The sequence below is a fragment of the Rummeliibacillus sp. TYF-LIM-RU47 genome (assembly GCF_008638315.1).
GTDB lineage: Bacteria > Bacillota > Bacilli > Bacillales_A > Planococcaceae > Rummeliibacillus > Rummeliibacillus stabekisii.
The window spans coordinates 96,204-121,424 of record NZ_VVIR01000004.1; the positions used below are offsets into that span (position 1 = coordinate 96,204).

Annotated in this window: 20 protein-coding genes and 2 riboswitches; of the genes, 14 read left to right on the plus strand and 6 right to left on the minus strand. The window is 37.7% G+C overall.

Annotated features, from left to right (window positions below; genetic code table 11):
* Positions 1-24: 24 nt before the first annotated feature.
* A complete protein-coding gene (gene guaD, locus F0527_RS14130; protein WP_150285358.1) occupies positions 25-1,386 on the minus strand; it encodes a guanine deaminase in 1,362 nt (453 codons plus the stop codon).
* A gap of 207 nt (positions 1,387-1,593) precedes the next feature.
* A riboswitch (purine riboswitch) is annotated at positions 1,594-1,695 on the plus strand.
* 145 nt (positions 1,696-1,840) lie between these two features.
* Here guaD and F0527_RS14135 point away from each other — a divergent pair.
* Complete coding sequence (locus F0527_RS14135) at positions 1,841-3,211, plus strand: nucleobase:cation symporter-2 family protein (protein WP_066791052.1); 1,371 nt, start codon at positions 1,841-1,843, stop codon at positions 3,209-3,211.
* Positions 3,212-3,225: 14 nt separating this feature from the next.
* Positions 3,226-4,242, plus strand: a complete 1,017-nt coding sequence (locus F0527_RS14140; RefSeq protein ID WP_150285359.1) for an aromatic ring-hydroxylating dioxygenase subunit alpha — start codon at positions 3,226-3,228, stop codon at positions 4,240-4,242.
* Between the two features lie 48 nt (positions 4,243-4,290).
* On the opposite strand, the gene F0527_RS14145 is transcribed toward F0527_RS14140, so the two are convergent.
* The 5 genes from F0527_RS14145 to guaC form a co-directional block, all read right to left on the minus strand.
* A complete protein-coding gene (locus F0527_RS14145; protein ID WP_150285360.1) occupies positions 4,291-5,484 on the minus strand; it encodes a M14 family metallopeptidase in 1,194 nt (397 codons plus the stop codon).
* A gap of 62 nt (positions 5,485-5,546) precedes the next feature.
* On the minus strand, positions 5,547-6,308 hold the full coding sequence (pgeF, locus tag F0527_RS14150; RefSeq protein WP_150285361.1) for a peptidoglycan editing factor PgeF: 762 nt from the start codon (positions 6,306-6,308) through the stop codon (positions 5,547-5,549).
* A gap of 279 nt (positions 6,309-6,587) precedes the next feature.
* Positions 6,588-7,652 carry a hypothetical protein gene (locus F0527_RS14155; RefSeq protein WP_223823618.1) on the minus strand — a complete coding sequence of 355 codons (1,065 nt, stop codon included), beginning with the start codon at positions 7,650-7,652 and terminating at the stop codon, positions 6,588-6,590.
* A gap of 109 nt (positions 7,653-7,761) precedes the next feature.
* Positions 7,762-9,723, minus strand: coding sequence for a methyl-accepting chemotaxis protein (locus tag F0527_RS14160; RefSeq protein WP_150285362.1), 1,962 nt, complete (start codon positions 9,721-9,723; stop codon positions 7,762-7,764).
* 405 nt (positions 9,724-10,128) lie between these two features.
* Entirely contained in the window at positions 10,129-11,112 is a 984-nt protein-coding gene (guaC, locus tag F0527_RS14165; protein WP_150285363.1) for a GMP reductase, read from the minus strand.
* Positions 11,113-11,389: 277 nt separating this feature from the next.
* Here guaC and ldmS point away from each other — a divergent pair, with 277 nt between their 5' ends.
* The 12 genes from ldmS (at position 11,390) to F0527_RS14225 (ending at position 25,149) form a co-directional block, all read left to right on the plus strand.
* Complete coding sequence (gene ldmS, locus F0527_RS14170; RefSeq protein WP_150285364.1) at positions 11,390-12,583, plus strand: L-aspartate--L-methionine ligase LdmS; 1,194 nt, start codon at positions 11,390-11,392, stop codon at positions 12,581-12,583.
* A 191-nt stretch (positions 12,584-12,774) separates the two neighbouring features.
* A complete protein-coding gene (locus tag F0527_RS14175; RefSeq protein ID WP_150285365.1) occupies positions 12,775-14,229 on the plus strand; it encodes a hypothetical protein in 1,455 nt (484 codons plus the stop codon).
* Positions 14,230-14,325: 96 nt separating this feature from the next.
* Positions 14,326-14,512: riboswitch (Lysine riboswitch) on the plus strand.
* A gap of 103 nt (positions 14,513-14,615) precedes the next feature.
* Positions 14,616-15,467: a transporter substrate-binding domain-containing protein gene (locus F0527_RS14180; RefSeq protein WP_150285366.1), complete on the plus strand. Its 852-nt coding sequence runs from the start codon at positions 14,616-14,618 to the stop codon at positions 15,465-15,467.
* 164 nt (positions 15,468-15,631) lie between these two features.
* Positions 15,632-16,378, plus strand: coding sequence for an amino acid ABC transporter permease (locus F0527_RS14185; protein WP_150285367.1), 747 nt, complete (start codon positions 15,632-15,634; stop codon positions 16,376-16,378).
* A gap of 20 nt (positions 16,379-16,398) precedes the next feature.
* Positions 16,399-17,127: an amino acid ABC transporter ATP-binding protein gene (locus F0527_RS14190; RefSeq protein ID WP_150285368.1), complete on the plus strand. Its 729-nt coding sequence runs from the start codon at positions 16,399-16,401 to the stop codon at positions 17,125-17,127.
* A gap of 287 nt (positions 17,128-17,414) precedes the next feature.
* A complete protein-coding gene (locus F0527_RS14195; RefSeq protein ID WP_223823619.1) occupies positions 17,415-18,641 on the plus strand; it encodes an ATP-binding protein in 1,227 nt (408 codons plus the stop codon).
* Positions 18,638-19,543, plus strand: coding sequence for a response regulator (locus F0527_RS14200; protein WP_066791028.1), 906 nt, complete (start codon positions 18,638-18,640; stop codon positions 19,541-19,543). The genes F0527_RS14195 and F0527_RS14200 overlap by 4 nt, the downstream gene beginning before the upstream one ends.
* A 151-nt stretch (positions 19,544-19,694) precedes the next feature.
* Positions 19,695-20,975 (plus strand): cation:dicarboxylate symporter family transporter, encoded by a 1,281-nt coding sequence (locus F0527_RS14205; protein WP_066791026.1) that lies wholly within the window; start codon positions 19,695-19,697, stop codon positions 20,973-20,975.
* 178 nt (positions 20,976-21,153) lie between these two features.
* On the plus strand, positions 21,154-21,591 hold the full coding sequence (locus F0527_RS14210) for a MarR family winged helix-turn-helix transcriptional regulator (protein ID WP_066791024.1): 438 nt from the start codon (positions 21,154-21,156) through the stop codon (positions 21,589-21,591).
* Entirely contained in the window at positions 21,588-22,787 is a 1,200-nt protein-coding gene (locus F0527_RS14215) for an MFS transporter (RefSeq protein WP_147197459.1), read from the plus strand. The genes F0527_RS14210 and F0527_RS14215 overlap by 4 nt, the downstream gene beginning before the upstream one ends.
* Before the next feature lie 93 nt (positions 22,788-22,880).
* Entirely contained in the window at positions 22,881-23,636 is a 756-nt protein-coding gene (locus tag F0527_RS14220) for an SDR family NAD(P)-dependent oxidoreductase (RefSeq protein WP_066791017.1), read from the plus strand.
* Positions 23,637-23,943: 307 nt separating this feature from the next.
* Complete coding sequence (locus tag F0527_RS14225) at positions 23,944-25,149, plus strand: ABC transporter substrate-binding protein (RefSeq protein ID WP_066791015.1); 1,206 nt, start codon at positions 23,944-23,946, stop codon at positions 25,147-25,149.
* Positions 25,150-25,221: the final 72 nt, after the last annotated feature.

Genomic DNA, 25,221 nt, shown 5'->3' on the forward strand with positions numbered 1-25,221 from the left:
TGGTCTGTGCTTTTTTGTTGTGGATTAAAATTGGACTTTATCTCCCTGTACCCACACCTCTTGGATATATTCTGGGCGTGTATGATACATAATTTTTTGGAAAATATCGTATGGTTGCTCATCTGGCGAAAAGATGGGCATTCTTGCAGATGACACAGTAGTATCAATAATTTGAATATCCCACGAGTAATTTTTTTTGATTTTCCCAATAGGTAAACTTAAGCTTTCGCCACCGCCGGCTGTTGCCAGATAAAATGCTTCATCGATGGTCAAGCGAGAATGAGGTACACCCCGCTCACTGGCTGGTATAGAAGGGTTTACACCATCTTCTAGCATCCGAGATGAAATAATTGATTGAATGGCATTGGCATATATGCTTGGCGTAGCGCCAGCAGAGATATCTGTTCCTAAGCCAATATCCACTCCTTTTTCTTGCAGATGTGCTACAGGCAATACGCTATTGGCAAAATAGGCATTGGATAAGGGACAGTGGCTAATAGCCGTTCCCGTTTTTGCGAATAGTGAGGCGTCTTCATCGTCTAAGAAATTACAATGTGCCATCACTGATTTATCTTTTAGTAATCCAAAATCATTGAGTGCAAAGGCATCATGTTTTGAAAAACGTTCTTGTACATAATTGTGTGCCCAATCACTTTCACTGCAATGCGATTGGATATAGGTATCATATTTTTCAGCTAATACCCCCAATCCTGCCAGTACTTCATCTGTACAGCTTGGGATAAATCTAGGGGTCACTACAGGGTACACGCCTTGCTTGGTTTCCTTTGAAAGGTGATTGACTTCAAGAATAAACTCTTCTGTATCAGCTAATGCCGTTTTGGCATCTTGATCTCGGTAAAAATCGGGGTTTTGTGTTGGATCGTCCATCACCACTTTGCCTACTAACCCGCGTTGTCCCTTTTTAGCACATATTGTCGCGAGTAATAAGCTTGCTTCTTTATGGATAGTAGCGAAGTAAAGAGCTGTTGTTGTTCCGTTCTTAAGCAATGTTGTAACTAAATCATCATAAATAAGCTCTGCAAATTCTAAATCAGCGAACTTTGCTTCGAGTGGAAAAGTATACGTATGGAGCCAATCATATAGAGGTAAATCAAGGGCTGTTCCTGATTGTGCCCATTGCGGTGCGTGAACATGTAAGTCGACAAAACCAGGTAAGATGTATTGGCCTGCCGCTAATGTGTGGAAATTGTCATTATCTTGATAGGCATCTATCAACCTAGAATACTCATCTTGCGTAGGATTGAAAATATCCTCAATCACGCCCTTTTCATTAATGCAGAAGAGATGATTTTTTAAGATGGCTACTTTTTTATTTGTTTCACTTGTAAAAGCAGTTCCCTTGAAAATATACGTATATTTATCCATAAATACCTCCATAAAGTTCGTGTTTTTGTTTATATTTTGATTATAAATGATTAGTTGACTAAATACTATTACAAAAAAGCGAAAGTTTATTTTGATAGGCTAAATCCTTATATGGTGCAGGTTTAAGTTATTTTAAGACATTGCTGACTAAAAACTTATTAAAAAATATACTTGCAATTCATAGGGTGAGTGCTATACTTAGCCCATAAAATTATATAAGTTGTTTTTCATATAATCGTGAGAATATGGCTCACAAGTTTCTACCTGTTTACCGTAAATAAACTGGCTATGGAAAGCTTTGAAAAGATAAATCGCCTATAGGGACGTTTATCTTCTCTTTCGAATTCTCATTTTTTTGAACTCGGATTACATGGCTTTCTACAAAGGTAGAGGTATGTAATCCGAGTTTTTTATTTTGATGAATTATATGGGTTGATTTATTACAGGAGGATTGATGATGGGAAGTATAACGAGAGAATTAGAAACAGGGAGAACAAAAAGAGTTATTGTGGACCGGAAAAGGGGAGGCGCTGCTGCTCAAATGCTTCTTCTCGGATTACAACAAGTAATGGCAATGGACCTTTTTATTCCGCCGATGATCCTAGCAGGTATGCTTTCTTTTTCAGTAAATGATAGTGCACTATTAATTCAAATGACATTTATTGCATGTGGGCTGGCGACATTAATTCAAGCAGGGCTTGCAATGAAGCTTCCTGTCATGCAAGGACCCTCATTCGTTCCGATCAGCGCGCTTGCTGCCATTGGGACAACCTCGGGAATCGGTACAATGATTGGAAGTTTAATACCTGGTGCATTGCTGATAGGCTTGCTAGGTTATCCACTGCAGCTGTTCAGTAAGGCAGTAAGAAGGTTTATTCCTCCTTTAGTGGCTGGTACGGTTATTGTTATTGTCGGTATTTCGTTAATGCCTAGTGCCATCCACTCAATTTATACTGCGCAGGGCAGTTTAAGCTCTAATATGATTGTAGCGATTGTAACAGCTGCTGTTCTAATTTTCTGTATGTATATTGGCGAAAAGTCAAAAACAAAACTTCGCTTTATCAAAGTAATTTCCGTTATTTTAGCGCTTGCCAGCGGCTCTCTTGTTGCATCCTTTTATGGATTGATTGACTTTTCTTCTGTTGAGAAAGCGTCGTGGTTTCAGTTGCCAACTCTCTTTGCATTCGGAATGCCCACGTTTAATATCAACGCCATCCTTATTATGTTGGCCATCTATTTGATCGTCATGATTGAAACAACCGGTACTTGGTTTACAGTTAGCAATATTACGGGTGACAAGCTAGATGACAAGCGACTAAACGGTGGGGCATTGGGAGAAGGATTGGGGTGTTTTTTGGGCTCCTTCCTCGGAGGTACCCCTGTCACTGGTTATTCTTCTAATGCCGGCATTATTGCGATTACAGGCATTAAAAGCCGAAAACCAATTCTAGTAGGTGGTGCCATCTTAATCGTTCTTGGAATGATGCCAAAATTAATGAATTGTATTGCATGTATTCCATCTGTTGTAGTTAATAGTATTTTTGCCATCCTTTGTGTAGTAATTATGATGAACGGCTTTAAAGTGATAAAAGAAGTGCCGTTTACAGAAAGAAATATGTTAGTAATAGGTGTTTCTATTATGGCTGCTTTGTTTGCAGTATTAATGCCAGCAGATATATTGGCTCAGTTACCAGACCTAGCGACATATTTTGTTGCATCAGGCACTGCTGTTGGTGCAGTTACTGCATTGTTATTAAATTTAATCTTGCCGGAAAGTATAGAAGATCATAAGGAATCAAACGAGGTACAGACAAATTTAAATTAGTGGGGGAATTGAAGATGCGTCAAGATTATCTATGGAATGAATGGCATCCCGTATGTATTGCAAATGAAGTGGAAGATGCGCCAAAGCAGGTTTTTGTACTAGGTGAACGCGTCGTTGTCTTCCGTAACGAAGAAGGAGTGCATGCATTTAAAGATTTATGCATTCACCGCGGGGCAGCGCTGTCTCTTGGAAAAGTAAAAGATGGGAATATTGTTTGTCCTTATCACGCATGGGAATATAACAGCCATGGCGATTGTACAAAAATTCCTGCGTTACCATGCGGGAAGGCAATTCCTAGCAAGGCTAAGGCTACAGTCTACCATTGCCAAGAACAGTATGGTTTGATTTGGGTATGCTTAGGTGATGAGCCTGCTCCGATGATTCCTTACCTTGATTATAGTCGTGAGGGATATCGGACAGTCATCTGCGGGCCATATGATGTAAATGCAAACGCGCCTCGAATTATTGAAAACTTCTTAGATGTGTCTCACCTTATGTTTGTCCATGGCGGCATGCTTGGAGACGAAGACCATGCTGAAGTTGATAATTATACCGTTTCTTTTGAAGACAATCGATTTATCACAAGTAAAATACCAGTATATCAGCCTAATCCTGATGGACGTTCAAAGGGCGGTTATACTGACTATGTTTATGAGATTTTAAATCCAACTACTGCACGTTTTACAAAAACATCAAAAGAATCAGAGGATGAATTAACGATTCTCGTTTGTGTAAATCAAGAAGATCATGAAAAAACTAAAGCCTTTATGCTTTTAACAAGAAACTATGATTTAGATCAGCCAGATGCATCTTTTGTAGAATTTCAAGATTTAATCTTTGCTCAGGATTTGGATATCGTAGAAAGCCAAAAGCCTGAACTCCTACCATTAGATTTACAAGCGGAAATGCATCTTAAATCAGATGCCTTGACTATTGCTTATCGTAGATGGCTACAAGAGCTTGGTGTAGAGAACGGGACGATTGCCCGCATCGATGAAAAACGAAACAATAGAAAAAAGGTTTTACATTAGAGAAGAAGTCAGCTATACGCCATGGAGGCGATAGCTGACTTCTTTTATCTACATATATAAAGCTGCTAAGCAAATTCCCATCGCCCTTTTATAAATATAGCTGAATTGTTCAATAGGTAGCGGGTTTGTACCATAGCCAAGTTCCACAGTAAAACCAGGTCTTCGCCATTCTTGTATATACCAATCTTTATAGCCCGCATCGCTATTTACATTTCTGACAGCCTTGTACCCGCTGACTTTACAGAGTTCTTTCACGATGGTTTTTGATTCTTTGGGTTCACAATGATGATACCCCCAATAAATTTCCTCACCTTGTGTGTGGAATGCCAATACCCGATCAAAGTCTCGCTGTTTAGTCAACACAGCCATAGCAATAGATTCGGGTTCTGTTAGCGGAAGCTCACCACCATAGTCTCGGGGACCTGGCAGTTGAGGGGCTCTGGATTTTTCAATTTCCCAATTAGCGGGGAATTGATCGTTTAAATCAACACCGTTTATATTAGCTTTCCATCCAGTAAAATCAGTTGATTCATTATTTATAGTAAGCAGATATCCTGCCCATTCTTGATCATCCGGAGGGCCGTTTAATACCAGATTGACTCCGTCAGGATTGACCATCGGCACAATGGAAAGAGTTGTTTGCATATAAAGAGTGAGGGGGTTTGTCTCTCTCAAATCTGTTTTATTCATTAAGGCTAAAAGATAATCGTCTAAAAATGACAAAAGAAATACAGTGGTAATCCACTCATTGCCATGGAAAGATGCATTGAAGTGAACCTTTTTAGGGCCTTTTCCAATTTGAATTTCTTTTAATGGATCATTTAATACAGAGTAGCCAATCGTTTGTTGCTTTAGAAAAGGATAAATTTGAAACAGTGCCTGAAGATCCTTCCTCATTTTGGCTGAGTCGTAGTGGTCTTTATCGCGTATAGTTCGCCAAGTCACTTTTTGGGGGAGAGCAATTTTTTGGCCCACGGTTAATGAGGTATTTTCATGTAAGTCTAGATTTACACAAAGAATAGCTTCACAGGGAATAGTGAATTTCCTAGCAATTTGTTTTAAGGTTTCCTCCTGCTTGGCTATATAGTGATTTAAAGTGAATCCGGGTATTTGTAATCTTTCATTATCGCCTAAATCATTTATTTCAAGGCGAGGGTTGGAATCAATTATAAGAGCAAGAGGTACATCAAATAGTTGGCTATAATACCAAAGTGAATGGCCAAATCGTGGATATATATACATATGGGTCCTCCCTTTTTGCATGGTCTTAGAGTATATGCAGAGAGGGAGGGAAGTACAATCAGTTACTGCTTTTTCATCACAAATGTTAGATGGCGACCTGCTTTTTTATCCTCACGATATGAAAAGCCTTCATTATTAATATACGTACATGTTTCATCTATGGTAATGTGAGCGCTTGGTACACCCGCAAGCTCGCATTGCCTTTTAACGGTTTGTTGGTTAGAGATATGATACTTATTTGTTTTTTCATTAAAATACATATACTCATCTGCATAGCTCAGATTTTTGAATTGATCATATACATCTTGATCTACTTCAAATTTATCTTGGCTAATAGCTGTGCCAATATGAATATACAGATTTTTAGGGTCACATGTTTCATTCTCTTTCAAATAGTCAATCATTTTCAGAGTAATTTCTTTAATCGTCCCTTGCCAGCCAGAATGGATAACGCCAACCAGGCCTGTAGAATGATCATATAATATCACGGGGACACAATCAGCAGTAAAGGTGCACAGTACTATATTTGGTTCAAACGTATATAGTGCATCTGTGTTCTCAATAGCTGTTTCTTTTGCTTCAGCTCCACGCCCAACATCGTCTCGAGTGACTTTATAAAAGTTTGGGCTATGTGTTTGATTGGCACAAACAAATTGATTAAGATCGCAACCGATAGATGCTGCCAACAAGCTTCGATTTTGTAAAATTAAAGAAGGATCAGTGCAACTATGGAGTGCCATATTGCCGTTTTCGGGCATACTTGTATCTTTTAATGAAATGCCTGCAATTAAGTTTTCGTTGTCCATGTATATTTTTGTATTCATTTTATCACCCGCTTCTACTATATTTTAAATACAACGGAATGTATAGGCAGAGAAGAAAAGAAAAAGCAAAGTGGTGTTTGCCACTCTGCCTCATAGTTTACTATTTTTGCTGTTGGTGAGCGGGAAGAAGTGTAGGCTCGATACCTGTTTTTCTAGTACCTTTTTTCATTGACTCTCTTTTTTGCCTACACATTTGTTTTTGCCTTTTTCGTAAGACGATTTTCAAAGAGGAATGTTTTGGCAAGATATTTTGCAAAATTTCTCTCCTGTCCTAATAGTTTATTGGCGCTTTCCTTCTCGACCTTCTATAGAGACATTTTGTCTTACAACTACAAACTGTTCACCATCCCACTCTAATGTACTTTGAACATAGCCTAAACGGTCAGCGTGATACCTGCCTGCAATGCTTTGGAATGCCAAGAGACTATAGACACCGTCACGGTCAAAATCGATTGGGTATAGACCGCTTATTGGATCTACCCAACCTTCAATCGGTTCTTTTAATTGGCCATTTGGCTTGTATATTTCTGAAAGATAGGATTTTCCTTTATAAGTAAGATCGATTTTATACTGTTTTGGCGGTACTGAGCTCGTAACGCGCACTTTAAAGCCGTCTTCATATGTTACTTTATAACTTGATTTGTTATTAAAGCGTTCGTCGTCGAATATTTCTTTAAATACTCCATTTTGATAAGAAAAGATTTTTGTGAAAATAATACCACCGCTCCCACCAGAATCCACAGTTACAAGGATATCCTGAGCTTTGTCCCCGGTAAAGTCACCGAGAAAGATGGTTGGGTTATAACCTTTCATATCATTGAGCGATATGTTAACAGGAATGCCTTGCGAGTGATTCATAATCTGTAACTCTAGGTTCTGCCAAAGCGGGCTATCAGGTTGCTTTTCACCTGTGAGGTAGACGGTATCTATTAGTCCATCTCCCGTAACATCGCCATAAGCTTTCGTAATGATAAGCTGTTGAGATGGGGTTGTCTGCCGCTGGAATCCATTAGAAGTCCACGTTAGTGTATCTAAGTAAGGAGGAAGGTTGTTTATTTTCCATTCTATGACTAAATCCTTTTTAGTGCTTTCCTTCTTTTTTACAGCATATAACCCTGCAATATGGTGCTGTTCTATTTTGAGGTGGACGAGCGGCTGCCACTGGAAATTTATTTGCTTTAGCATAAGAAGAAACGTGTTGCCCCTATAGCTATAGGCGCTAATCAGCTCTTCAATTGAGTCACCGTCTACATCGGCATGCAAAATAACAGGACCTGTTTCTAATTCTAAAATAGCAGCTGTCGGGGGCAAAAAGTAACGTATAAAATGCAAGTCATTATTCATATCAATCCCACCTTTTTAATTCACTTTATGCAGCATGGCCCATTCATATGAAGGGGAAGTGATAGAATAAAAACCTCCTCTATAGATAGTTCTATATAGGAGGTATCTCTTAATTTGTTTTAAATTCACCAATCATGTTTTGTAACTCTTCACACATATTGAGAAGTTGATTTGCGTTTTCTTCCATTACTTCCATTGAAGTAAGCGTCTCTTCTGTTGAAGCTGCTACCTCTTCGGATGCTGCTGCATTGTCTTTTGCATGATCATTTAATGTAATAGCAGTAGCCGATACTTCTTGAATAGAGGCAGAAATTTGCTCTGTAGTAGCCGAGACATTTTCAATTTTTGGTGTAATTTCTTGCATGCTTGAAATGATTGCTTCAAATTGCATTGCTGTCTGTTTGGAAATGCTTAATCCTTCTTGAACGTTTTCTAGAGTCGAAGCCATATTTTTAACAGCTTCTGATGAATCCTGCTGTACCGCATGGATGAGACTTGCGATCTGTGATGCAGACTGTTGTGAGCTCTCTGCAAGCTTACGTACCTCTTCTGCAACTACTGCAAAGCCCTTGCCATGTTCACCTGCGCGTGCGGCTTCAATCGATGCATTTAATGCAAGCAAGTTGGTTTGACCAGCAATATCACCGATGATATCTAAGATTGCACCAATTTCCTTAGTACGATCATACAGTAACTTTATTTTTGTGTCCGTAGCAGATACGGAATGATGGATTGAATCCATTTGATTCACTGTATGCTGGATGGATTCTTCGCCTGTTTCTGCTTGTTCTGTCGCTTGTGAAGATAAAACAGCGACTTCATTAATGCTTTCTGTAATATGGCTGATGCCATGAGAAATTTCTTCAACAGCAGTAGCATTTTGCTCAATGCCAGTTGTCTGATTTTCTGTATTGATAGTTACTTGCTGCATGGCAGAGGCAATCTGTTCTGAAGCAGCAATATTTTGGCTAGCACTTGCTGATAATTCTTCTGATGATGTGCGGACAAGCGTTGTGCTTGATCCTACTTTTTGAATAAGAGTGGCAAGATTATTCTTCATATCATTGAATGAGCTAGAAAGCTGTCCGATCTCATCCGTAGAAGTGACGATAATTTCCTCTGATAAATCGCCTTTCCCCATTTTAGAGGCACTTTCTTTTAAGCGATTGATAGGCTTTATAATAGACCGAACAATATACCAAATGGCAAATGCACCTAATAATAAGAATATAATTTCTACTATAATATCCAAGTAAAGTGTAGATGCTGCCGCTTTATCTGCTTCTGATTTGTATGTGGTGCCGACTACTTTCCAACCTGTTTCATTATTTGTGAGGTAGATGATATTGTGTTCATTTGTCTCTGTCTGACCCTTTGCTTTATTTAATACTTCCTTCATATAAGTTTCTTTAGGAGCTGATCCACTATCTGCCTTCGGATCTGCAATATACTTTCCACCATCACTTAATAAAGAAATAAAACCTAGCTTTCCAATTTTCACTTGATTTGAAATGTCTCTTAAAGCATCAATTTTAATATCTATGCCTATGACGCCCGATCCGTCTGATAATGTTTTTGTAATAGTTACCACGTACTCGCCAGTTGAAGTTGAAGTGTAGGGCTCAGTGATTGCCACATCTCCTGACTTATCCTTTGCTTCTTGGTACCAAGGACGCTCTCGTGGGTCATAGTCTTTCGGATATGTAGCATAAGGCATACGGATCATTTCGCCTTTTTCTGTACCTACATAAGCCATCGCTGTCTCGGGATGTTCGTTAATATATTGATTTAATATCTTTCGAAGCTCTGAATCCTTTGAAGAATCGATTAAACCTTTAGAAATGTGTTTAGATAAATAAGTTGCATCATGGATTTTAGGTTGAATAGTATTCGTTATATTTGTATTCAACAGTTTAATAGTAGAATTAGCGCTATTCAGTTGTTCCTGCTTAATTTGTGATTTTGTGCTACTGTAAGAAATCGTAGCCATCAGCAACGAAGGAATAATCAAGAAAATTGAAAAAGCCCCAATTAACTTAGAACGCAGACTCCAGTTAAATAATTTTTTCACTCGCGTTTACCTCTCTTATACTAAAACTTTGATATGCTGCAAGAAAGTTTAGTGACTACTTTACTCGTTGGAAGTCCGCTGAGCATTCATTAACCAAATTGCTTTAAGGGTGCTGATTCCTATCAAGACTTTTGGGCTCACTCATGTTTTTAGATAAGGTTAAAAGCTTATGTGATGTGGATTTTAGATCCTTTATTTCCCTTATTCTGTTATGTACATAGTGCATATGAGTGTCTTTTACCTTAATTGCGAGCTAATTCTATCACATAAAGAATCGTTTAGTGATAGTTTTCCAAAATATTTATCGGATAATAGTAAATATTTTTAATAATGGGTAGAAAAAAACCTCTACGATCAGCATATAGCATGACGTAGAGGGCTTTTTTATTTGTCCGGTAAAGAAAATTAATATGTTTTATCTCCGTTGAAAATTGAATTTTTTACAATTACATAATCAACATTGCGAATTGCATCTAGTTTTGTACCGCCTGCATATGAAATAGATGACTGTAAATCTTGTTCCATTTCAATTAGGGTGTCTTTTAAATGCCCTTTATGTTCAACATGCAATTTTTTGCCTTCTACATTTTTACGTTCCCCTTTTTGGAATTCAGATGCAGAGCCAAAGTATTCTTTATAAAGTTTGCCGTTTATTTCGATTGTTTCGCCAGGGGATTCTTCATGACCAGCGAATAGAGAGCCAATCATCACCATAGAAGCGCCAAAACGTACAGATTTTGCAATATCGCCGTGTGTGCGAATGCCACCATCAGCAATAATTGGTTTAGTAGCAGCTTTAGAACACCAGCGAAGTGCAGCTAATTGCCAACCGCCTGTGCCAAAGCCAGTTTTAATCTTAGTAATACATACCTTACCCGGTCCAATGCCTACTTTTGTTGCATCTGCACCAGCATTTTCTAATTCTCTAACTGCTTCTGGTGTTCCAACATTACCTGCAATGACAAATGATTGAGGGAGATGTTTTTTAATATGCTGGATCATGTTAATGACTGCATTGGAATGTCCATGAGCGATATCAATAGTAATGAATTCAGGTGTTAGCCCGTCTCTTTCTAATGTCTCAATAAAGTCATATTCTTCCGATTTAACACCAACGCTGATAGATGCAATTAAACCGCGTGCATGCATATCTTTGATAAAGTCTGCGCGTTTTTCTGGATTAAAACGATGCATGATATAGAAATAGCCATTTTCAGCTAATTGGATTGCTACCTTTTCATCAATAATTGTTTGCATATTTGCAGGGACCACTGGAAGTTTAAAAGTATGTCCGCCAAGTGTCACACTTGTATCACATTCTGATCGACTATTCACAATACATTTTGCAGGAATCAACTGAATATCTTCGTAATCAAATACATTATCCATAAAGGAACACCCCTAAAGTCGAATATTATTTTTATTTATTTATAAAACGTTCGCCATTTGATAATTTACATTATTTTTAGTTATTTGTAAAGGTCTTTTAGATTTTAGTTATCTTTTTGAAATATAGTTTCTTGTTAGAGAGTAAGGGGTAATTAATAGCATCCTTATAAGGGATTTTTGAAAGCTATAAAGAGTTAACTAAAGACGAATCTAACAATTGAAACACAATAGATAAAAAAGACCGCTACAGTGCGGTTATAGAAAAGGAGAAGATAATATGGATCAGCTAGTCGTAAAACCAACCTTTACATTGAAGCAAATCTACGGAGAGGACGCTGTCTATAGTCCAAGGCCATCTTATCAAGAAAACCCTTGGATGTCGCAGGACATGGAACAGTTGGACTTTTTAACTGCAAGAGAATTAGTTATCTCAAATTTACCAACGCTGGTTCATAAAGCGACACAAACAGACAAAATCAAAGAACTGTTCGAAATAGTAGGGGTAGAAATACCCGAACAACCCTATCAATATGGCAACCAAGAAGAATATGAAGCTGTTTTACACAAGTGGAGCCGAGAGAAAAAGAAAATTGTTTTCCATTATTTATATGATGAAGAAGAAATCAGTCGAGATTGTTATTGGATGGATGCAGAAATGTTTAATTATTTGAACTGTAAGGCTAATATCGATGATATCATCCCAAAACAGTATGTACCTAAACGAGACGTTGTTTGCATAGATCAATTAGAGGAAGAGCTTAAATCATGGCAGCTACCACTTATTTTAAAACAAGGTGAAGATTTGCCTTCATCTGGGGGCTATGGTGTTATGATTTGTCACACTGACGATCAGCTAGTCGCGGCCGTCCGCAAATTTAAAAGTGAAGATGCAAAAATGGTTATTGTTGAAGAGTGTCTTGATATAGAAGTGAATTATTGCTGCCAGTACCTTTATTCAGAAGAAACTGGTATCCAATTCATCGGTGCATCGAAGCAAATTACAGATGACAACGGAATATACAGTGGAAATATACTAGTAGAGAATGTACCAGAAGAAATCATTCAGGCAGGTCGCGAAATTATGGAATGCGGTGTAGAAAAAGGGTTTATCGGTGTAGCGGGATTTGACCTTGTTATTACAAAGGATGGCCAAGTGAAAGCTATCGATTTGAACTTTAGACAAAATGGTTCTACATCCATGTTATTACTACACGAACAACTTGGAAAGCCAGTAAACAAGTTTTTAGCCTACCGATCAAATGACCAACGAGATGCATTCTATACAGCGATAAAAGAGTATGTTGAAAAAGGCGTACTATTCCCATTAGCCTACTATGATGGAGATTATTTCGAGCAAAAAAAACCATCTAGATTTACCGGAGTCTGGTATGCAGATTCAATCGAAGAGATTGAACGGTATGAAAAAGAGCTTATGGAAAAAAGTGTTTTAGAAAACGGACCAGAGGATTAATTCCTCTGGCTTTTTTTTGATTTGTTTAAGCCCAAATGTATTATTTATGGTAGAATTTTTTAGTAGTAGCACTGTAAAATTAACAAAGAAGATACTACTTTTAGTAGAAAGAGCACTTTTATTATAGATGAACAATACTAACCACTTAATAATTAGATATAGAAAATTAAATGAATATGGGGAGAAAACCAATGAAGAGCTGGGAATTTATATTACGCGATTATATGATTGGGCGTCCGGTCATTGCTATTCAGTACGATGAGGACGATCCGACAGTTGGAGAAATTGTAGACTTAAATAGAGAGTTGCCTTATGGGCAAATCGAAGTAACAGAAGACGGAAAATTAGCATCACTTTTAATTGAAATGGAAGACATCATGGAACACAATGATGTGTCACTTGATGAGTATGAAGAATTAACACAAGAGGATTTGATGGGAATTGCGGAAGATTTTATAGATGAATTCTATCAAAAAGAACTTACTTTCCGCAGTATTTCTGAATGGAATGGTGAATCATACTTGTTAACGTTTGAAGCAAAGGATGTTGCACTAAATCTATTCTTGCCTAATTCAGGTGTGACGCTAGAAATAAATAAACAAGGTTTTATCCTGTCGGCTACCTTTAATCAGTCGTATTATCAGCTAGCCTATCCTGATATTCAGATTTCTGCTGAAGATGCTAGGGAAATTCTTTTTGAACAACCGCTTGTCGAACTTGCGATTGCAGACTTGAATGGGGAATTACAGCTTCTCTACAAACCAAAAAGTGGCACTTTTAGAGTACATGTAGACGGTAGTCTCCAATACGAAGAGGATTTTATGGAATATGGGGAGCAAAATGCTAATTCCTTTGAGCCCGTTACAGTAACCGAGAGTGTAAAAACATTGCTTGGTGTAACTGATGATATGCAATTGATTGAGGACGGAGCAAATCGTTTTTGGTATATAGGCAATTCGAAAAACACCGATGAAGAAGAACCTGTTATTAAAATTGAAAACATAGATTCTATGTTTATGGAATACGAATCGCTGGTAGAGTGGGAAGAGCAGAAAGAAGAACTGCCAGAAGCTACATTAGCTAATAAAGCAAAAATGTTCCTAGAGGCGATTGTGGGCGATGTCCATGAAAAGTACCTGTTAGAAGTACAGCAAGGGGAAATGGAATATTCGTCATATGGCATAATAACAGAAGAAGACTTGTCAGAAGAGGAACGACAATTCTTTGAAGAGTTGGAGTTAGAAGAAGATGATGAGTTTGACGAAAACTTTGACTTTGAGCCATACACAACATTTTCATTTATAAGACAGCATAAGGGTGTCCTATTAAGTGATTACACCATTCATATCAATGTAGGGAAATATACGGGGATTATTCGTGAATGTTCGCTGCTGTTGCCAAACGAAGGGAAGTTAAATACCCTAGACATTGTACCAGTCCTGCCTTTAGAGGAAGCCGACGCTAAATTTAAAGAACAGCTGGAAATGCATCTTGCACGAACTGAGGTCAATGATGAAGAAGATGAAGACCTAATTATATATGATTTGACTTATGAAGCAGAATTTCCAGCTGGAAAAGAAATCATGGCTATTAATGCCATGAGCGGGGAAGTCTATTATGCAGAAGAAGAATATGAGGAAGATTGATGGCTAGAATCTTTTAAATTGTTGAAATATTATTGACATCCATTCCATCCCTATTGTAGACTGTTTAAAACATAACTAAATATAGCCTCACTTATACGGTGAGGTAGAGGCGCAGTATTTATTAGTTCTTAGTGGAGTTAGAGAAAGCGATGAGTCTAAGAAGAAGGAAATATTGCCGAAGTGTGTAACAAGTTTCTCATTGTTGTATGCTGGGTCTGCAGTGAATAACTGCAGGACTGTCTCAATAAATTTCTATGGTTTATTGAGTTGTGCTATCTCAAATTGGGATATAAGTAGAGGATTTAGGACTAGAATTACGTAGCCCTGAGTTCAACTCAGGTCTATAATTCTAGTCTTTTTTATTTAGAAAAAAGGGAGAGATCAATATGAAAAAAATAGGAACACTGTTATCAAGCATGTTACTAATTGCTGTGCTAATTCTAACAGGGTGCAGTTCTAAAGAATCTGGTGATGCAAAGTCTTCAGGCAGCAAAGGAAGCGACACATTTACAGTCGGCATGGAAGCAGGTTATCCGCCGTTTAACTGGACGCAAAGTGACGATTCTAATGGTGCGGTTGCCATTCAAGGGAACGCTGAGTATGCAGGTGGGTATGATGTTCAAATTGCCAAAAAAATTGCAGATGGCTTAGGGAAAAAACTTGTCATTTCTAAAATGGAATGGGACGGTTTAGTGCCAGCTTTAGCTTCAGGTAAGATAGATGCGATTATTGCAGGGATGTCTCCTACTGAAGAACGCAAAAAGACAATCGACTTCTCTGACAATTACTATACATCTCATCTAGTGATGGTCGTTAAAAAAGGAAGTAAATATGAAAATGCTACTTCAATTGAAGACTTTAAAGGGGCAAGAGTAACAGCTCAATTAAATACATTCCACTATACAGTTATTGATCAAATTCCAGGCGTGAAAAAACAAACAGCAACGGATAATTTCTCCGCTATGCGCGTGGCTTTACAAGCAGGCAAGATGGATGCATATGTTTCAGAGAAACCAGAAGCAGTATCAGCAACTTCAGCCAATGATCAATTTAAAATGGTTGAATTTAGCGACGGCAAAGGATTTAAAACAGCCGCGGAAGATACACAAACAGCAGTGGGTATACCGAAAGATAGCAAATTAACAAAGAAAATCAATGAAATACTAAAAGGCATCTCAGAAGAAGAGCGTACAAAAATGATGGATGATGCCATTAAACAACAACCAGCAGCCAAATAATGCAAAAGTTCACTTAGTGAAAGTGCTCTTCAGCTTTCACTAGCTTTGCATCAATCGCGCTTTAACATGTAATATTTACGCCTAAAGGATACGGCATGTATTAAAGCTTTGTTATAGGAGAGACATAAGCATCTGTTAAGGCGCTGTTTGGAGGAGGAAAATAGATGAGTTTAGAATGGTTTATAGAGATTATCGTCAATAACTGGCCAATGTTTTTAAGAGGCGCATGGATGACGTTGCTCATTGCGACAGTTGGTACAATTTTTGGCGCCTTAATTGGCTTAATCATCGGTATTATTCATACAATCCCGAAAAGCAAAAGTAGAATTAAAAGAGTATTTTTAAAATGCGTAAGCATCATTTTATCGGTATATGTGGAATTTTTCCGCGGAACCCCAATGATTGTGCAGGCGATGGTTGTTTACTTTGGTTCTGACCTGATATTTCACATTGATATGAACCGTACATTTGCGGCAATGTTCATTGTTTCTCTCAATACAGGGGCTTACATGGCAGAAATCGTACGAGGTGGCATTATTAGCATCGACAATGGACAATTTGAAGCAGCACGCGCGATTGGTATGAATCATTGGAAAACGATGGTGCATGTCGTTTTGCCACAGGTAATGCGCAATATTTTGCCAGCTACAAGCAATCAATACATTATGAATATTAAAGATACATCAGTGTTAAATGTGATCGGTGTTACCGAATTATTCTTCCAAACGAAGACGATTGCAGGAAATAACTTCCGCTACTTTGAGTCATTCTTTGTCGCCTGTATCATTTATCTGATTATGACTATTATAGTGACACAAATATTGAGATATTTCGAAAGAAAACTTGCCGGCAATGCAACATATCAGCTAATAGATAATCAAGAAATGCTGAGCGGACAGAAGGCATCATAATAACAAAGGAGAGGGATTCTATGGAAAACATTATCGATATCATGCATCTCAATAAATCCTTTGGATCACATGAGGTATTAAGAGATATTAACTTTTCTGTTAAGGAGGGTGAAGTAGTTTGTGTGATTGGCTCTTCGGGCTCAGGGAAATCAACACTGCTGCGCTGTATTAACTTGCTTGAATCGCCCACTGGCGGAAAGATTTTATATAAAGGACAGGATATACTGGACCAAGAGCATAATTTAAATACATACCGTACTCACCTCGGCATGGTATTCCAGCAATTTAATCTGTTTAATAACTGTGATGTATTAAGCAATTGTATGGTAGGACCAATAAAAGTATTAAAGCGGCCAAAGGAAGAAGCGAAGGAAGTGGCGATGAAATATTTAAAGGTTGTCGGGATGGATCGTTACAAAAATGCTCGTCCCCATCAGCTTTCAGGTGGCCAAAAACAACGTGTAGCCATTGCCAGAGCCCTCTCTATGCAGCCTGATGCGCTACTGTTTGACGAACCGACATCTGCCTTAGACCCTGAGATGGTAGGAGAAGTCTTGAAAGTGATGAAAGAGCTGGCGAATCTAGGTTTAACAATGATTATAGTGACACATGAAATGGAATTTGCAAGGGAAGTTTCCGATCGTATTGTCTTTATGGATCAAGGTGTTATCGTAGAAGATGGCAAGCCAGAAGAGGTATTTAATCAACCTAAGAATGAGCGTACAAGGGCATTTTTGCAAAGAGCATAACAAAATACAGGGAACTATTAAATGGTTTCTCGAAATCTCAAATGATTTTCAGCACACCTATTCATTTTTCATAAAAGCTCATTGATCAAATGAGCTAACAGTTAGACGATATCCACGCCCTTAGTAGCGTGGATATCGTCTTTTGTTTTTTATATGACTTATAAGTTTCACCGTATTTTTTCATTCTAGTGCAATCATGGTAATATAAAGAGAATATATTATCTGATTGGAGGGGAATCTCCATAGGCATTAGTCAAAAAAATTGGTTGAAGTCGGAAACGATATGGATGTTATTGATCGCTGTTTTAACAGCTGTCAGTAGCGAAATTAAACTCTCTCCCTTTCAAGGCGAACCGTTTCGCTTTGGAGTAGGCAGTATAACTTTCTTAGTGCTTCTGTTAGCTCGGAAACCAAAGTCCGTTTTAAAAACAGGTATTATAACGGGGACAACCGTAGTTCTTTTTCGTCTCATTATTTCAGTTATATTTTACAGTGGCACATGGGACAATAGCTTTCAAGAACATCTTCCTGCGTTTTTTTATTACTTCTTGTATGTTCTCCTTTTTCAATTCATAAAGCTGGAGAAATTTATTGATTCACCATTTAAATTAGGTTTAATCGCTACAGGCATTGAAATTGTGGCGAACACTGCGGAGCATTTGCTGAGATACCTTATGTCAGTTACCAATATAGGTATTTCTGATCTGCTCTTAATTGTGATGGTTGCTTTTTTAAGAAGCTTTTTTGTTGTGGGTATTTTTAGTTCAATCATTGCAATGGAAGAGAAAAAACGAGTAGGTGAACAACTATCACTCGACTCTGGTTTATACGTAGAAACGCTCTATTTGCAAAAAATGATGAATCATATCGAACAAATTATGGCTGATAGTTATGACTTTTATCGAACATTGAAAGCTGATAATCAAACAAACCTTAGCGTACGCGCGCTCCGTATTTCCCAGGAAATCCATGAGGTGAAAAAGGATGCTCAAAGAATCTTTTCAGGCCTTTCAGACATATCTGTAGTGAAAACAAATGAGGAGTACTATTTATCGAATATTGTAGAATTTGTAGAAAAAGCAAATTTTAAATATAGCAGTATGTTAAATAAAAGAGTGGAACTCAAAACTACTCAGACGGTCGACTTTATCCTATCTCAGCAAAATCCTATTCTAGCCATTCTCAATAACTTAGTTGCAAATGCTGTGGAAGCAATCGAGGAATCTGGCATGATAAGCGTGTCTATATGGGCAGAAGGGAATATGATTCATTTTAAAGTGCAAGATAATGGGACTGGCATTAAAGAAGAAGATATGGATATTATCTTTGAACCGGGTTTTACAACAAAATACAATCAACAAGGCGTTGCGGCTACTGGTATTGGCCTTTCACATGTAAAAGAAATAATCAACATGCTTGAAGGAGAAATTAGGCTTGAAGATCAAGCAGACGGCACAGCCTTTCATATAAGGATTCCAAAGAAAAACATAGAAAAGAGGGTTGAGCAAAGATGAGATACTTTATAGTCGATGACGATGCGGCGAGCCGCCGTATGCTAAAGCAAATTATTTTGGAAGGAGATATGGGGGTCATTGTCGGTGAGGCGGATAGTGGTATTAGTGCTATAGAGTCGATTTTATCCAGTGACCCAGATTTTGTGCTGATTGATTTACTGATGCCTAATTTAGATGGTATTGAAACAATTGAACAATTGCGCAAACAAGGTTTTAAAGGATACTTTATTATGATATCTCAGGTGGAGAATAAAGAAATGGTGGGCCATGCATATGAAAAGGACATTGAATTTTTTATTCATAAACCAATCAACAAAATTGAAGTGCAGAGTATCCTTAAAAAAACGTCAGAGCGTTTTTTATTAAAGAAATCTCTATTGACCATCCGTAAATCACTCTTAAATTTCGAGGCAGAAACACGAGAAGAGTCACATCGAACGATTAAGGATGTGGTTTTCTCCATATTAAATGATATGGGAATCGTTGGTGAAGCAGGTAGCGATGATATTGTAGCCATCATTGAATTCTTAGTATCGAGAGAAGATAAGCCAAGGCAAATTCCTCCATTAAAAGACTTATATGAAGAATTGGCATGCCGAAAAAAATTAAGCAGCTCTGAAATTATTAAGGAAAGTAAAGCAATTGAGCAAAGAATTCGGCGTACGCTAGTGATTGCTATGAATAATTTAGCAACTTTAGGGGTAGTAGACTATACGAATCCGGAATTTGAGTATTATGCACCTCGTTATTTCGAATTTGCCGAAATAAGAGGCTTAATGAACGGCATACAACAGAAGGCCCTAACGCCAAAGAAGATGAAAGTAAATGTGAAAAAATTTCTTCAAGTGCTGTATGTAGATGCAGAAGAAAAATTCAAACACCCGCCACGTTATGATGCATGATGTTATAATTCTCTTTAAAAATTTTAAGTTGAATAAATATTTTTGAATTTTTATTTCATAAAAAATGTCGGATGGTGTCGGATTTTATATGTCTTAGGTACAATAAAAATAATTCACAAAAAAGTTGTAATTTTTTAAAGGGGTGACTTGAATGAAACGAATAAAAATCGGATTGGCTTGGCAAATTTTAATCGGGCTAATTCTTGGTATTATAGTAGGTGCTGTTTTTTACGGAAATGAAAACGTACCCAAATATCTTCAACCAGTCGGCACTATCTTTATGAACATGATTAAGATGATTGTCGTACCGATTATCATCTCTACATTGATCTTAGGGGTAGCTGGACAAGGTGACTTGAAAAAGCTAGGTAAATTAGGGATCAAGACAATTGTTTACTTCGAAGTAATTACTACATTTGCTATCATAATTGGTATTTTTGTAGCCGATTTCTTCCATCCTGGTACTGGCGTTAACATGGATCATTTAACAAAAGGGGATATTTCCTCTTATGTAGAGACAAGTGAAAGTGTTAAATCTGGTGGCGGATTTGCTGACACAATCGTCCATATTGTACCTACGAATGTGATACAAGCGATGTCTGAAGGTAATATGCTTGCTATTATTTTCTTCTCAGTATTATTTGGTCTAGGTGTTGCTGCAATCGGAGAAAAAGGGAAACCAGTATTGTCCTTCTTCTCAGGAGTAGCAGATGCTATGTTCTGGGTAACAAATACAATCATGAAATTTGCGCCAATCGGTGTATTTGCTTTAATCTCTGTTACAGTATCAACATTCGGTATTAAGTCGTTGGTTCCACTGGGCAAGTTGGCTATTCTTGTGTATGCAGCAATGATTCTTTTTGTTGTGGTCGTCTTGGGCATTGTGGCAAAAATCTTCGGTCTAAGTGTATTTAAATTGATTCGCATTTTAAAAGACGAACTTTTACTTGCTTACTCTACATCTAGTTCCGAGACAGTTTTACCGCGGATTATGATGAAAATGGAAAAAGCAGGCGTACCAAAGGATATCGTATCCTTTGTTATACCAACAGGCTATTCATTTAACTTGGACGGCTCTACGTTGTACCAAGCAATCGCTGCTTTGTTTATCGCACAAATGTATGGAATTGACTTAAGTCTCGGTCAACAAATTACATTGGTATTAACATTGATGGTAACATCAAAAGGTATTGCAGGTGTTCCAGGCGTATCCTTCGTTGTATTGCTTTCAACTCTTGGAGCTGTAGGTATTCCTTTGGAAGGTTTAGCATTTATCCTTGGTATTGACCGTATCCTGGATATGGCACGTACAGCTGTAAACGTAACAGGTAACTCTTTAGCCTCACTTGTTATGGCTAAATCAGAAGGTCGTTTGGATAAAGAAAAATATGATAACTATTTTGAAAATGAAAAAAATAGTAACTTAGTGTAAAAACTTAGGCTACAGCCATCATAATGGCTGTAGCCTTTTTATTTTGCTTAGAAAGAAACTGTGACATGAAACCAGAAGGAAAAACCTTTAATCCTACAAGGCTACTTGATTTTAAAATTATATTCTGATACAATGAAAAAGTTGTTTTAGTTATCATTGTTAACTATATGGAGGGTATATGAAAAAATATCGCACACTTTTTCATGAGCTAATCTTAACCTACCGACCGTTTGAAACACAGTTAAATGAGCAGCTTTCTAAGCATGGGCTGCATCGAACTCAATGGTCCGTTTTATATTATTTAGTCATGACCGAATTTGCTACGTCCGTAGAAATTGCACGTATTATGGGTGTTGAAAAGCCGAATATTGCAAGAACTATGAAGAGTTTAATCGAAATGGGTTATGTCGACACCATCCAAGGGCAAGACAAACGAGAAAAACGGTTAGTGGTGACAGATAAAGGCATGGAAATATTCAATGAAATCCGCACCACAGTGGATGCTTTTGAACAACAACTGCTCTTAGATGTGGGAGAAGAAGAGCAACTTGCATTTATTCATACTTTGCAAAAAATCAAAAGAAATTTATCTACCAGATCGGAGGAAAATAAATGAGTCACGCAAAAGAAAAGCTTTGGACAAAAGATTTTATCGTCATGTCCTTAATTAACTTTTTTATTCTATTAATTTTCTACTTATTAATGGTAACTATCGCCTCATTTGCAGTGAAAGATTATCATGCAACTACTAGTCAAGCGGGCTTAGTAACAGGGATTTATATTATCGGTACATTGATTGGAAGACTTGGGACGGGGAGAGTTATCGACCACTTTGACCGTAAACATGTTCTGATTGTAGGTCTTGTTCTATTTATTGCTACATTATGCTTGTATTTTATCCACGCGGGCATCACAGTGCTCCTTTTATCTCGTTTTGTAAATGGATTTGCCGTAGGGATTGCTTCTACAGCAACTGGTACCATTGTTGCGCAAGTACTACCGATTTCTCGTAAAGGTGAAGGCATTGGCTATTACAGTATGAGTACAACATTAGGAACAGCGATTGGGCCATTTATCGGAATTCTAATGAGCCAACATACTTCTTACAATATGATTTTTGCGGTTTGTGTACTATTAGGTGTTATTAGTTTAATAATAGGCCTTACAACAAAAGTTCCGCCTATGGAATTGATTCCTGAAGCAAAAGCGGAATCAAAAGGTTTCTCTATTTCTCAATATATTGAGCCAAAAGCAATTCCGATTGCTATTATTACTGTTTGTATGTCATTAGGTTATGCAGGCATCTTATCATTCATCAACTTCTTTGCAAAAGATCGTAACTTAGTAGAAGCTTCTAGCTTTTTCTTTGTTGTGTATGCAATTGCAATTTTAATTACACGCCCATTCAGTGGACGGTTAATGGATACGAAGGGTGCTAACTTTGTCATGTATCCTTGCTTTGTTCTATTTGGCTTAGGTTTGCTATTACTAAGTACTGCGCATAGCAATTTTGTTCTTTTAGCTGCTGGCGCTATTATTGGGATAGGTTACGGTAATTTATCATCTTCAGCACAAGCTATCGCCGTAAAAGTAACACCTTCTCATCGTATGGGTCTTGCGACTTCTACATTCTTTATCGCAATGGACGGCGGCTTAGGTATCGGGCCATATTTGCTTGGTTTTATTATCCCGCTTATCGGCTATGGAAAACTATATATCTCTTTAGGGATATTTATTTTTATCACATTAGCTCTATACTTCTTGCTTCATGGCCGAAAAGATCATCTTTTAATGGAGAATAAACCGGTTTAATGCATAAAAAACCAGTATAGAAATAGATATTATTTTAACGTTAAATGTTTTAGTGCTAAAATAGTGTGTATTGAAGGAAAGGAGTTGTTACTTTTGGGTAAATTAGATGAAAAAGTTGCTATTATTACAGGAGGAGCTGGAGGTATTGGCAGTGGCATGGCGAAAGCGATGGCAAAAGAGGGAGCAATCGTAGTGATTGTTGACTTAAATGAAGAGACAGGCAAAGCAATGGAAAAAGAATTGCAAGCAATCTCGCCAAAGTCTATGTTCATGCAAGCGAACTTAATGGATCGCGAAAATCTTCCAAATATCATAAAAACAGTTGTTGAGAAATACGGAAAATTGAATGTATTAGTAAACAATGCACATGCTTCTAAGCAAGTTACTATTGAAGATATAACACAAGATGATTTAGATTTGTCATTCAATACAGGGTTCTACCCAACATTTTATTTAATGCAAGCAGCGCTTCCTTATTTAAAAGAAACAAAAGGCAATGTAATTAACTTTGCTTCAGGCGCTGGTATTAATGGTCATGAAACACAAGGTTCATATGCTGCTGCAAAAGAAGCAATTCGTGGCATTTCTCGTGTTGCTGCAAATGAATGGGGCCGCTTTGGCATTAACGTAAACATTATCAGCCCAATTGCCAACTCACCTGGTGTACAAGCATGGGCAAAAGCCCAACCAGAGTACTATGAAGCAGTAAGAAGTAAAATTCCATTGGGCCGTTTTGGCGATGTGGAAGAAGATATCGGCCGTGTAGCTGTATTCTTAGCTTCAGAAGATTCTCAATACATGACTGGCCAAACCTTTATGGTTGATGGCGGTTCTATTATGCTTCATTAATTTTTTCACTATAGCCTTTATCAATGAATCAAGAAGGGTACTCCTTCTTGATTTTTTCATTTCTTTATAAAGGTATACTAGAAGCTCTGAAACCATAATATAGAACAAAATGGATTGATTAATAAAATATATTTTAGACTATTTTAAATATTTATAATTTATAAAAAATTATGTAGACGAATAGAAAGGAATACATTACAATATGATAAGTATTAAGTATTGCTAGATAGAAAGACTATATTCCTAAATATCTTCTAAATAAAATTTTCAAAATATTTGGAATATAGTAATCAAAGGAGGGCTTTAGATGGTCGCTAACAGTAAATTAAAAAAGTATGCTTCGGTATTTTTGGCTTCTTCATTAGTTGTAGGGCTATTGGCAGGTTGCGGTAGCAAAGACCAATCCACTACGTCAGGCAGCAAAGGTAACAGCAGTAAAGAAGTGAAAATTGGTCTAAATCTAGAGTTGTCGGGCAATGTGGCCTCTTACGGTTCGGGCATTGCAAAAGGAGCAAGACTTGCTATTAAAGAAATCAATGATAACGGGGGTATTGACGGCAAGAAGATTGTCCCTGTCGAAATTGACAATAAATCAGACGCAGCGGAAGCAACGGCTGCTGCTATCAAGCTCGCAACGCAAGAAAAGGTTGTAGCGCAAATTGGTTCAGCTACTTCAGGCAATACTGTAGCGGCTGTACAAATAGCAAATAAAAATAAAATGCCGGTGATCGGGCCATCAGCTACTTCACCGACAGTAACTGTTAACAGTGATAATTCAGTAAATGAATATGCATTCCGTACATGCTTTATTGATCCATTCCAAGGAAGGATTGCAGCAAACTTTGCCTTGAACACACTGAAAACGAAGAACGTCGCTATCTTCTCAGATAGTGCCAGTGATTATGCAAAAGGCTTAGCGAAATCTTTCAAAGAAACAATAGAAGAAAATGGTGGAAAAGTAGTAGCGGAAGAATCATATGTTGCGAAAGATACGGATTTCAAGTCAACGCTTACACGCCTAAAATCCAAGAAACCTGACTTTATCTATATTCCAGGTTATTACGAGGAGGTAGGTTTGATCGTCAAGCAAGCAAGAGAAGCAGGTATCACCGTACCTTTGATGGGCGGAGATGGATGGGATTCGCCAAAAATGGTCGAACTTGCTGGAGGAGATTCGCTTAATAACACATTCTTTACCAATCACTATTCATCAGAAGATCCAGATGAAAAAATTCAAAAATTTGTAGAGGCCTTTAAAGGTGCTAACAAAGACCAAGCACCGGATGCATTCAATGCGTTGGGCTACGATACGGTGTATTGGCTGAAAGATGCAATTGAAAGAGCTGGTTCTACAGATGGCGAAAAAGTGAAAGATGCCTTGGCGGAAACAAAAGAATTGTCTCTCGTAACAGGCACATTCTCTGTGGATGAGAATCACCACCCAGTGAAATCAGCTACAGTACTTGAATTCAAAGATGGCAAACAAGTGTTTAACTCTAAGGTCAATCCTTAAGCTGTTATTTAAAGGGAGGGCATAGACCTCCCTTTTCTAGTTTTTCTATTGTTTTTTAAAAGGAGTGAACTG